At 60.8% G+C, this 10,820-nt stretch carries 7 protein-coding genes; 4 read left to right on the top strand and 3 right to left on the bottom strand.

Annotated features, from left to right (window positions below; genetic code table 11):
• Positions 1-117: 117 nt before the first annotated feature.
• Positions 118-459 carry a NifB/NifX family molybdenum-iron cluster-binding protein gene (locus AB6M95_RS14880; protein ID WP_371387537.1) on the bottom strand — a complete coding sequence of 114 codons (342 nt, stop codon included), beginning with the start codon at positions 457-459 and terminating at the stop codon, positions 118-120.
• Between the two features lie 10 nt (positions 460-469).
• On the bottom strand, positions 470-1,858 hold the full coding sequence (locus AB6M95_RS14875; RefSeq protein WP_371387536.1) for a sigma-54 interaction domain-containing protein: 1,389 nt from the start codon (positions 1,856-1,858) through the stop codon (positions 470-472).
• A 159-nt stretch (positions 1,859-2,017) separates the two neighbouring features.
• Between AB6M95_RS14875 and AB6M95_RS14870 the strand changes: the two genes are divergently transcribed.
• Positions 2,018-2,785 carry a substrate-binding periplasmic protein gene (locus AB6M95_RS14870; protein ID WP_371387535.1) on the top strand — a complete coding sequence of 256 codons (768 nt, stop codon included), beginning with the start codon at positions 2,018-2,020 and terminating at the stop codon, positions 2,783-2,785.
• A gap of 83 nt (positions 2,786-2,868) precedes the next feature.
• On the opposite strand, the gene AB6M95_RS14865 is transcribed toward AB6M95_RS14870, so the two are convergent.
• The gene (locus AB6M95_RS14865; protein ID WP_371387534.1) at positions 2,869-4,674 is read right to left on the bottom strand and encodes a methyl-accepting chemotaxis protein; all 1,806 of its coding nucleotides are present in this window, start codon (positions 4,672-4,674) and stop codon (positions 2,869-2,871) included.
• Positions 4,675-5,659: 985 nt separating this feature from the next.
• Here AB6M95_RS14865 and AB6M95_RS14860 point away from each other — a divergent pair.
• The 3 genes from AB6M95_RS14860 (at position 5,660) to AB6M95_RS14850 (ending at position 10,653) form a co-directional block, all read left to right on the top strand.
• The gene (locus tag AB6M95_RS14860; protein WP_371387533.1) at positions 5,660-5,902 is read left to right on the top strand and encodes a GlsB/YeaQ/YmgE family stress response membrane protein; all 243 of its coding nucleotides are present in this window, start codon (positions 5,660-5,662) and stop codon (positions 5,900-5,902) included.
• A gap of 495 nt (positions 5,903-6,397) precedes the next feature.
• Complete coding sequence (locus tag AB6M95_RS14855; protein ID WP_371387532.1) at positions 6,398-9,433, top strand: chemotaxis protein CheB; 3,036 nt, start codon at positions 6,398-6,400, stop codon at positions 9,431-9,433.
• Positions 9,430-10,653: a PAS domain S-box protein gene (locus AB6M95_RS14850; protein ID WP_371387531.1), complete on the top strand. Its 1,224-nt coding sequence runs from the start codon at positions 9,430-9,432 to the stop codon at positions 10,651-10,653. Before AB6M95_RS14855 ends, AB6M95_RS14850 begins: the two co-directional genes overlap by 4 nt.
• Positions 10,654-10,820 lie beyond the last annotated feature (167 nt).

The following is a 10,820-nucleotide window of genomic DNA, read 5'->3' as shown; positions in this document are numbered from 1 at the left end:
GGCTGTGCGGGCTGGGGTGCCAGCAACGAAATGCTCAATCAGACGACCGGATATATGAGCCGACAAACGCGATCTTTTTAGCCTCATAGTCCCCCCTAATACGACGAGAGATCTATGTCAGCCCCAATAATTTTGGCCGGGGGAGAGGCGGCCGGTCAGATAGGCTTCGAGAATGGGGTCCACCGGGCCGCAGACGTTGTCCACGACCTTGACCCCCTTGCGCTTGAGGAATTCGAAGACCTCCTTCTCGATGCCCGCGCAGATGATGGTCTGGATGTTCTCGGCCATGACCAGCCGGTACATGGCCTCGGCGGACGGGGCCTCAAAGTTGATGATCCGCTCGCTCAGGGTGCCCATGGCGCTGGTCTCGCGGGTGATGGAGATGATCAGGACCTCAGGGGCGAGGTCGAACCGGGGGGACAACTCGTTGTCCATCAGGGGGATGAGGATGTTTTCCATGGGGGTCCGCCTATTCGATGCCGAAGTATTTCATCTTGCGCCACAGGGTGGAGCGGCCCCAGCCGAGCAGCTCGGCCGCCTTGGATTTGCGTCCTCCGGTCTTGACCAGGGCCTCCAGGATCATCTTGCGCTGCACGTCCTCCCAGCGCTCGGGCGGGGCCGCGCGGACCGCGCCCGTCTCCGTGGCCCTGGGCGGCAGGGACAGGTTCTCGGGCAGGTTCGGCCCGTGGAGCATGTAGCCAGGCAGGTGGCGCATGCGGACGACGTTGGTGTCGCAGAAGTTGACCGCGTATTCGATCAGGTTGCGCAGCTCCCGGATGTTGCCCGGAAACTCGTAGGAGCGCAGCAGGGTCTCCACGTTCTTGGAGAAGCGGTCCACCTTTTTGCCGTAGCGCACCTGGAACATTTTCAGGAAGTGGTCCTGGAGCAGAAGCAGGTCCTCGCCCCGCTCGCGCAGGGGCGGCAGGTGCAGCCGGATGACGTTCAGCCGGTAGAGCAGGTCGCGCCGAAACCGCTTGCGCCGGACCATGTCCTCCAGGTCGTAGTGGCTGGCCGCCATGATGCGCACGTCCGTGTGGACCACCTTGGTCGAGCCGATGGGCCGGACCGCGTGGTCGTCCATGTACGCCAGCAGCTTGGTCTGCAACGGCAGGGGCAGGTCCCCGATCTCGGTGATGAACAGCGTGCCGCCGTGGGCCATGCGCAACCGGCCGGGCTTGGCGTGGTCCGCGCCGGGCAGGGCGTTCTTGGCGTGGCCGAACAGCTCGGCCTCCAGCAGCGGCACGGGCAGCGCGCCGCAGTTGACCTTGACGAAGGGCCCGTCCCGGTCCGACTCCTTGTGGATCTCCTCGGCCAGCATGTCCTTGCCCGTGCCCGTTTCCCCGGTGATCAGCACCGGCGAATCCGTCTGGGCGATGGATGGGGTCATGGCGAAGATCTTGCGCACCTCCGGGCTGCGCCCGACCAGTTCGCCCAGGCCCGAGACCCCGCTGACGATCTCGTCAAGCACGTGCGCCGAAGCGGGCATCAATGTCTCGATGACCCCCCGGATGGATCCGTCTTCCGCCACCAGCGGGGCCAGCGTCAGGTGCACGCTGACCTTCTCCCGGTCTCGGTTGATGATGTTCGCCTCCAGGGTCCGCGTGCGCTTGTCCGTCCACCCGGCCAGCACCGGGCAGTTGCGCATGCAGTAGTCCGAGCGCAGCGCGTGCAGGCAGCGGATGCCCAGCACCTGGTCGCCCGTCACCCCGGTCAGGGACTCGTAGTTTTGGTTTACCGCCAGCAGCGTCCCGTCCCGGTCCATGATGGCCACGGCGAGCGGCAACACGTCCAGCAGGGCGGCAAGCCCCTGCTTGTTCGACAGACTCCGTATCAATGCGGCCGGGTCGGCTATGGCCATGGATTTCCCCTGTGTTGCACGTCGGTTCGCCAGAGCATGAACCATAATGAAACGGCCGGGCGATGACAAGCGGAGATGGTCGCGGTGGCGCGGAGGGCGTCCGCCGGGGCGGCGAGATTATAATTTCATCGGATGTCGGTCCGGTGGATATTGCGGAGTATGACCCCGTATGCGCTTTCCTTTTGGCTGGCCCTGGCACTTTGCGTCGTCTCTTCGGCGTACGCCGAGTCGCTCGTCGTGGCCTCGGACGAGTGGTGCCCCTACAACTGCGGGTCGGGCGACGAGCGCGAGGGGTACGCCGTGGACGTCCTGCGGGCGATCTTCGAACCGGCCGGGATAGCCGTCGACTACCGCATCATGGGCTGGGAGCGGGCCGTGGAAGAGGCCCGGCGCGGGCATGTCGAGGCGGTCATCGGCGCGACCACGGATGAGGCCGTCGGATTCGTCTTTCCCGACGAGCCCATCGGCGTGGACTTTTTCGCCTTTTACGTGAGGGCCGGTGATCCCTGGCGGTATGTCGCGCCCGATTCCCTTCGCGGGAAAAGTCTCGGGGTTCCGGCCGGGTATACCCTGGCGTCGGCCATAGAGAAGTACTCCGAGGATCCGAAGAACAAGCTGGATCTCTACAGGGCGGGCCGGGAGAGGCCCTCCGAGCACAACCTCCAGCTGCTGATGGAAGGGCGGCTGGACGTGGTCGGGGACGAGGCCCAGGTGGTCTGTTACCTCGCCCACTCCATGGGCCTGCTCAAGTCCATCGAGTATGCCGGGAACGACGGCGACCATGTGAAGCTGTACATCGCCTTTTCGCCCGCCGATACGCGTTCCGCCCGCCACGCCGCGCTCTTCGACGAGGGGATCAGGTCCTTGCGCGAGTCGGGGAGGCTCGCGGCCATCCTCGACCGCTACGGCCTGACCGACTGGCAGTAACCCTTCACTCACGCCTTTTCGAAAAAAGACGAGGCGCGGAGCAATGTGCTCCGCGCCTCGTTTTTGTCGTTCGTTCGGTTGCCCTAGTGGGCGTTCATTTCCTCGATGAGCTTGAGGAGCTGGCTGGACAGCCGGGCCAGTTCGTTGATGGCCTCGGCGGACTGGTTCATGCCCTCGGCGGTTTCCGTGGCGATGAGGTTGATGTCTTCCACGGCCCGGTTGATCTCCTCGGACGCGGCGGACTGCTCCTCGGCGGCGGTGGCGATGGACTGAACCTGGCCGGAGGTGTCGTCCGCGTAGTGGACGATGGACTCCAGGGCCTCGCCGGACCGGTTGGCCAGGTCGGTGGCCTGTTCCACGGCCTTGGCCGCGTGGTCCACGCTCTGGATGTTGGTGGCGGCCGCGGTCTGGATGACCTGGATGGCGTTGCCGACCTCCTTGGTGGCGTCCATGGTCTTCTCCGCGAGTTTGCGGACCTCGTCCGCGACCACGGCGAAGCCGCGACCGGCCTCGCCCGCGCGGGCGGCCTCGATGGCCGCGTTCAGCGCCAGCAGGTTGGTCTGGTCGGCGATGTCCTCAATGACGTTCATGATCTGGCCGATGTCCGTGGTCTGATTGCCGAGCTGGCCCATGGACTGCTTGAGGGTGGCGGTCAGGTCGTGGACCTCGCGGATGGCGTCGATGGCCTCGCGCACGATCTTGGCCCCTTCCTGGGCCTGGGTCCGCGCGTTGGACGCGGACTCGGCGGAGTTGGAGGAGTTGCGGGCCACTTCGAGGACCGTGGCGTTCATCTCTTCCATGGCCGTGGCGGTCTGGGTGGTGCGGTCGCGCTGGACGTCCGCGCCCCGGCTGACCTGTTCGGCCTGGGAGGAGAGCTCGTCGGCGGCCGAGGTGACCTGCTCGGCGATGAGGGAGGCCTCGCCCGCGATGCGCTGCATGGTGGTCAGCAGGGTGTTGGTTTTGGCCTCCTGGGCCTTGGCGTCCTCCATGGCCTTTTCGGCCACGACCTGGGCGCGTTCGGCCTCGTCCTTTTTCTGGGCGGCCTCGAACATCTTGGCCTTGAGGTTGCCGACCATGGTATGGATGGCTTCCTTGACCACGCCCAGTTCGGCGGCGAAGTTGCCTTCGGGCCGGGCCTCGATGTCGCCTTCGGCGACGGCCTTGGCATAGGTGCGGATGCGGAAGAGCGGCCCGACGATGATCAGCTTGACCAGCACCCAGACCAGGACGCCCACGGCCAGGAGCACGGCCACGGTTTCCAGGGCCGCGTAGAGCTCGGCCTTGGCCACGCTGGCGTTGACCTGGTCCAGGGGAGTCGAGATCTCGAACGCGCCGTGGATTTCGCCTTCCTTCCAGCCTTCTTTGATGCCGCCCACCGGGTCGCGGTCGCCCCTGTTGTCGCCGTGGCAGTAGAGGCATTCCTTGGTCAGGCGGATGGGGCGGAAATAGTGGATGGCGTTGTCTTCGATGATGACCTTCTCGTCCAGGTTCTCGGCCTTGAGCTCGGCCAGGATCTTCTCCTCAAAGGGCGTGGGCTTGTTGATCGGGTTGCGCGGCGCGACCTTGGGGACCCTGAAGTTGTATTGCAGCTTTTTGGCTTCCTGCTTGGCGATGTTGATGGCGGTGATGACCGGGATGGATTCGAGAAGCTTGTCCTGGGTGTCGAGCTGGTCGAAGGGCACGATGATGCCCATTTTGAGCTTCTTGGCCATCTCGTTCCGGGCGGCCTCGGCCATGAGAATGAGCGCGCGGCTCTGCTGGACGATGCCCTTCTCGGCGTCATCGCGGATCTGTATGGCCTGGTGGACCGACAGCACCACGGCGACGATGACCGGCCCGAGCAGAGCCAGGGCCAGCACTTTAACCTTCAAGCTCAAATTGGCGAACATTGAACCCCCAAGATATTTGAATGTCACGACAACAGCCGTATCGTCCGATTTCGTGCAATACTATACGAAAAAGGTGGAATCGGTATGAAAAAGAGTGATGAAACCGCCCGGCTTCGCGCATTCGGCAAATGGTCTTCGGCATCGGGCCCGGGGCATACGGCATGCCCCCCGACAGCGGCCCCCGCATCCCGCCCCCAAGGCGAGAATGCTAACTGATCACCGTGTTGCTGGCATGTATCCGAATTCCCATTAGCTGTCCATGGCCGTGAACCGGCCTCCGAACGGAAAAAGGGCCGCAACCTTGTCGGTCGCGGCCCTGTTTCATTCTGGTGCCGAAGAGACGACTCGGAAGTCCTGATTTTTCGACTGTACGGCAATAATTTGATTTTATTAGTCTATTCCTGCTCGACGTGTCCTTCCTGATTTATGGTTGACCTACCATTTTGGCCCGGCTTCAGCAACTGGGAGTTTCCTCAGATTTAAACGAAGGTAAAACTCTTCTTAAAAGTACCCACCACGTTTCTGAAAATCGAGTGCCCGCCTTATTTATCAAATAAGGCGGGCTCTTATCCTTGAATAATTTTCGGTGTTAAACGAAAGCATTCGTGAATTTTCGAAACCGTTTTACGCACACGCTAACAATACAACCGTGTTTAATTTTAGCTCATTAAAGTTAGATTGCATCTCGCATTGACTCAACTCGCCTATACTTTTGCCTCTCGTGTATTTGGGTCAATCTAGCACTCAGAAAACAGAGCTTCTGGTGATGAGTTCGTTCCTTTGGGTCACTTCACGATGGATTTAAGTTGGACATCTATGGAGTGGAGCCGCTGTTTCGATCCAAGCCGATTCCTGTCCACCGTGTAAGTTCAGTTTTTCTGGAGCGATTGCGCAGTCGCTGTATCAATTAAATTTATAGTGTTTATTGTTGCTGTATATGCTAGAATGAAACCAGTTGAATATTTTTTACTCTCAGGGGGACATCATGGCGGCTGTATTTTGGTTCGTATTGATAGGACTCGTTGCCGGCTGGCTGGCCGGGATGCTTATGAGAGGCGGATTCGGTCTCATCGGAGATATCGTCGTCGGTATTTTAGGGGCGGTGATAGGCGGATACGTCTTCGGGCTTCTTGGGATCAACTCGGGCGGACTGCTCGGGGCAATAGTCACAGCGACAGTCGGCGCGGTGATCCTGATTTTCATTTTGCGCCTGTTCAGGAGAGCCTGATCGTTGTACTCTAGGGTACCCGACGTTTAAGCTCCCACAGCCCTCCATACCCGCTTGTGAAACACGCCTAGCCGTTCCGTGCGTCCTTGCCGCGCCCACACGGCTCCACACCATGTAACATTACCCGTTGAGATTCTGGTTCCATTCGGACTCTTTGCTGTTTGCTCCCTCGCAGGAGCAATCGACGGGCGCCACCAAGATGGAAATCCTGGGAGAGGCGGTGGACGATGCCGCCATCACCGCCATGCCGAGAGGACGTTGTTCTGTCATCGTTCAACCGGCATCCAGAACAGCAAGGCCGGAAGCAATGCCGAGAAGGACCTGGCCGGAAAGCTCGTGGATGACACAGTATCAGCTCGGTAGAGACGCCTTGAGGAAGTATGCCTGGTTGGCTGGCGGAGGGAAGCCCGAGGGCAACGCCCCGGCATCCGACATGGTCTTATCAGGCGACAATTGGCGTCGGGCAAGGTATGAGGGGAAGAAGAAGGCAGGTTTATGAAAAAGAAAAAAGACACACCCGATTCCAAGCTGCAAAAGACTTCCCCCGTATCGAATGACAACACCGTTCTCGATTCGGGGCAATGGTCCGGATCGGCCTTTCCCATCGTGGGCATCGGTGCTTCGGCCGGAGGTCTGGCGGCCTTCGAAGCCTTTTTTTCCGGTATGCCTGCCGACGCCGATCCGGGGATGGCCTTCATCCTGGTGCAACATCTGGCTCCTGACCACAAAAGCCTGCTGACCGAGCTCATCCGCCGTTGCACCCGCATGGAGGTGTTCGAGGTGGAAGACGGCATGGAAGTCCGGCCCAACTGCATCTACATCATTCCGCCCAACCGCGACATGGCCTTTCTGCACGGCAGTCTGCACTTGATCGAACCCATCGCCCCACGGGGACAGCGGCTGCCCATTGACTATTTTTTCCGCTCCCAGGCTCAGAGCCTGCATGAATCGGCCATCGGCGTCGTGCTCTCCGGCACGGGCAGCGACGGCACCCTCGGCGTGCGGTCCATCAAGGGCGAAGGGGGCATGGTCATTGCCCAGACGCCCGAATCCTGCGAGCACGACGGCATGCCGCGCAGCGCCATTGCCACCGGCCTGGTGGATTACGAGCTGGTGCCGTCGGAGATGCCCGCCCGGATCATCGCCTATGCGAGCCATGCCTTTGGTCCGCCCCTCCGGACGGCGCCCACGCCCGTGACCGACAGTGCGTTGCGTAAAATATGCATCCTGCTGCGCGCCCAGACCGGGCACGATTTTTCCCAGTACAAACCGAGCACCATTCATCGCCGCATTGAACGCCGAATGGCCGTGCATCAGATCGACACGCTGGATGCGTACATTCAATACCTGCGGCAAACCCCGATGGAGGTGGAGGCCCTTTTCCGCGACCTGCTCATCGGCGTGACCCGTTTTTTCCGCGATGCCGATGTGTTCAAGGTGCTTGAAGAAAAAGTCATCCCGAAACTCTTTGCCGGGAAGTCCCCGAATTCCTCCATCCGAATCTGGTCGGCGGGATGCTCCACCGGAGAGGAGGCTTACTCCATCGCCATTCTCCTTCAGGAGTATATGGAAAAGACCAGACAAACATTCAAGGTGCAGGTCTTTGCCACAGACATGGACAGCCAGGCCATAGCCACGGCCCGAAGCGGGCTGTATCCGGCCAGCATCGCCACCGACATCACACCGCAACGGCTGGCACGGTTTTTCTCGGTTGAAGCCAATGGCGGCACCTACCGCATCCACAAAACGCTCCGCGACATACTGATCTTTTCGGAACAGGATGTGATCAAGGACCCGCCCTTCTCCAGGCTCGACTGCATCGTATGCCGCAACCTGCTCATCTACATGGGCGGGGAGTTGCAGAAAAAACTCATCCCGCTCTTCCATTACGCCTTGCGACCCGGCGGTTTCCTCTTTTTGGGCACATCGGAAACGGTGGGCGACTTTGGAGACCTGTTCACCGTCGTGGATCGCAAGTCGAAACTGTATCTGCGCAATGAAGCTGCGCGCGGCAGGCAGTCCGCGCCCATGGGCCGTTTCCTGCCGCCGCTGACGGTCCTTGACTCGTCCCCCCTCCGGCCGACAGGCGTAAAGGAGGCCGCCCCCGCTAAACTGCCGTTGCGCGAATTGACCGAACAGACGCTGCTGCATCGGTTCATCCCGGCGGGAGTGCTGGTCAACGCCCAGGGCGACATCCTCTACCTCCATGGGCGCACCGGCCAGTACCTGGAACCCGCGCAAGGCGAAGCGGGCACCAACAACATCCTCAAGATGGCGCGGGAGGGATTGCGCCGTGGGCTGAGCACGGCCCTGCACAAGGCGCGATCGTCCGGTGAAACCGTTCGCAGCCAGGCTTTGCGGGTCAAGACCAACGGGCCCTTCACTTCGGTCGACCTGACGGTCTGCCCGGTGGCGGCCGACCATGTCGGGTTTTCCGCCCCCCTTTATCTGGTGGTCTTGAGGCCGACGTCGCAAGCCGACCTCGGGTCGGTGCAAAAAGCCCATCTCCCGGACGTCGAGGATGGGGCAGAGAAACTGGCCAGAGAAAAGAATGAGGTCGCGACATTGCGGCAAGAGCTGTTGGCCAACGAGGAATATCTCCAAAGCACCATCGAGGAGCTGGAGACGTCCAACGAGGAACTCAACTCCTCCAACGAGGAAATGCAGTCCATCAATGAAGAACTGCAATCCTCGAACGAGGAGCTGGAAACCTCCAAGGAAGAGCTGCAATCCGTCAACGAGGAGTTGTCCACCGTCAATGCCGAGCTGCAGAACAAGCTGATCGATCTGTCTCAGGCCAACAACGACATGAGCAATCTGCTCTCCGGCACGGGCATCGCCACGATATTCGTGGATCACCAGCTGTGCATCATGCGCTTCACCCCGGCCGCCACCCGGATCATCAACCTGATCCCGATCGATATCGGGCGGCCCGTCGGCCACATCGTCTCCAAGATGGTGGGTTACGACAACCTGGTTGGAGACGTGCGGTCCGTATTGGAGACGCTGCTCCCCAAGGATCTGGAGGTACAGACGGCGGACGGCAAATGGTACACGATGCGTATCCAGCCCTATCGCACCCTCGAGAACGTGATCGAAGGGGCGGTCATCACCTTTGTCGACATAACCGAGATGAAGAAATCCCACGAGTTGCTGCGGGAGGCCCATGGCCAAATCCGTCTGGCGGTGGTTGCGCGGGATTCGCTGGACGCCATCGCCGTCCTGGACACGAAGGGAGATATCCTGTCCTGGAATCCCTCGGCTGAGCGTCTTTTCGGGTGGAGTGAAGAGGAGGCGCTGGCCATGGACATTCGGGATATGCTTCCGGAGGATATGCGGGCGCAGGAATTGGAGAACATCCGGCAGGTCGCGGCGGGCGTCATGCCGACGCCCTATGAGACGCGCCGCGTCCACAAGGACGGACAGACCTTGGAGGTATGGCTTTCGGCCAGCCCGTTGGCGGACGACGCGGGTCATGTCTATGCCATGGCAACCATACAACGGATGGCCCCGGGGAGGGACAGCACATGACAGACAAACTCAGACTTCAAGCCGAAGCTTTGATCCAGGCGACTGAATCCGCGGACAAATCCCCTCTTTCTCTCGAGGCGGCGCAGCAGGCGCTCCACGAGTTGCAGGTTCATCAGATCGAGCTGGAGTTGCAGAACGAGGAGTTGCGCCGGGCCCAGACGGAGCTGGATGCCGTACGGGCGCGCTACTTTGATCTCTATGACATGGCCCCGGTCGGGTATTGCACGGTCAGCGAAAAGGGACTGACCCTCGAGGCCAATCTCACCGCCGCGACACTGCTCGGCATGCTTCGTGGCGAAATGGTCGGACAGCCCTGGACCAGGTTTATCCACAAGGAGGACCAGGACATCTATTACCGGCACCGCAGAGAGCTCTTCAATAATACTTCGCCTACAGCGAGGGCGGAATGCGAATTGCGTCTGGTGAAAAAAGACGGGAGCGAGTTCTGGGCGCTTTTGACCGGCTCCATAGCTCCGGATGGCGAAGGAGCTCCCGTTTGCCGCATCGTGATACACGACATTACGGCGCGCAAACAGGAAGAACGGTTCCGGGAGGACGTGCAACGCATCATACATCACGACATCAAGGGGCCGCTCATCAGTTTATATTCCTTGGCGGAATTGTTCCTGGAGGGGAACGTGAACGCTGCCTTGATGGACATTTTCCCGCAAGTCGTTCTCGGCGTCCGGCAAGTGATCCGTCTCATTGATGCCGCCGAGCCCTTGCGCGAGATGGAAAGGGGGGAATACACGCCGGCGGAAACACTGCTCGAAGTCCATCCACTCCTTGAATCCGTGAAAGAATCCCTGGCGATATTGTCCACACAAAACAAGGTGTCCATCATCCTCCAGCCTTCGGCGGAGTGTGTTGCCGGAAGGGCGCGGATATGCGGAGAGGCCTTTCTCTTCGAAGACATGTTCGTGAATCTGGTGAAAAATGCCATCGAGGCCTCTCCCGGCGAGGGGAGCGTGACCATCGCCTGTCGAGTGGACCCCGAAGCGGTGCACGTTGCCATCCACAATGCCGGTGCGGTGCCTGAATCAATCCGGGACCGGTTCTTCGAGAAATACGCCACTGCGGGCAAGCGGTTCGGCACGGGGCTGGGGACCTACAGCGCCAGGCTCATCGCCGAGGCGCATGGCGGCCATATCGAGCTCGCCACATTCGAGGCCGACGGGACCACTGTCAGCATCTCGCTCCCCCGCTGCGACGTCCGGTAGCGTTCCCTCAGTCCGGCCCGCCGGAAGCCCTTGTATCTGAAATAGGAATACGACGCCCTTTGCCCCAAGGGTAAAGCCTCATGGAGGTCTCTTCGAGTCGGATCGAGGCTTGTCGAGACTCGGTTCCATCTCTCGTGCCGGGTGTCCTGACCGCTGAAAGGGTGGGG

The sequence above is a fragment of the Pseudodesulfovibrio karagichevae genome, assembly GCF_041414475.1.
GTDB lineage: Bacteria > Desulfobacterota > Desulfovibrionia > Desulfovibrionales > Desulfovibrionaceae > Pseudodesulfovibrio > Pseudodesulfovibrio karagichevae.
Note: the sequence above shows the minus strand (reverse complement) of the source record. Positions and strands in the feature narration are given on the sequence as shown.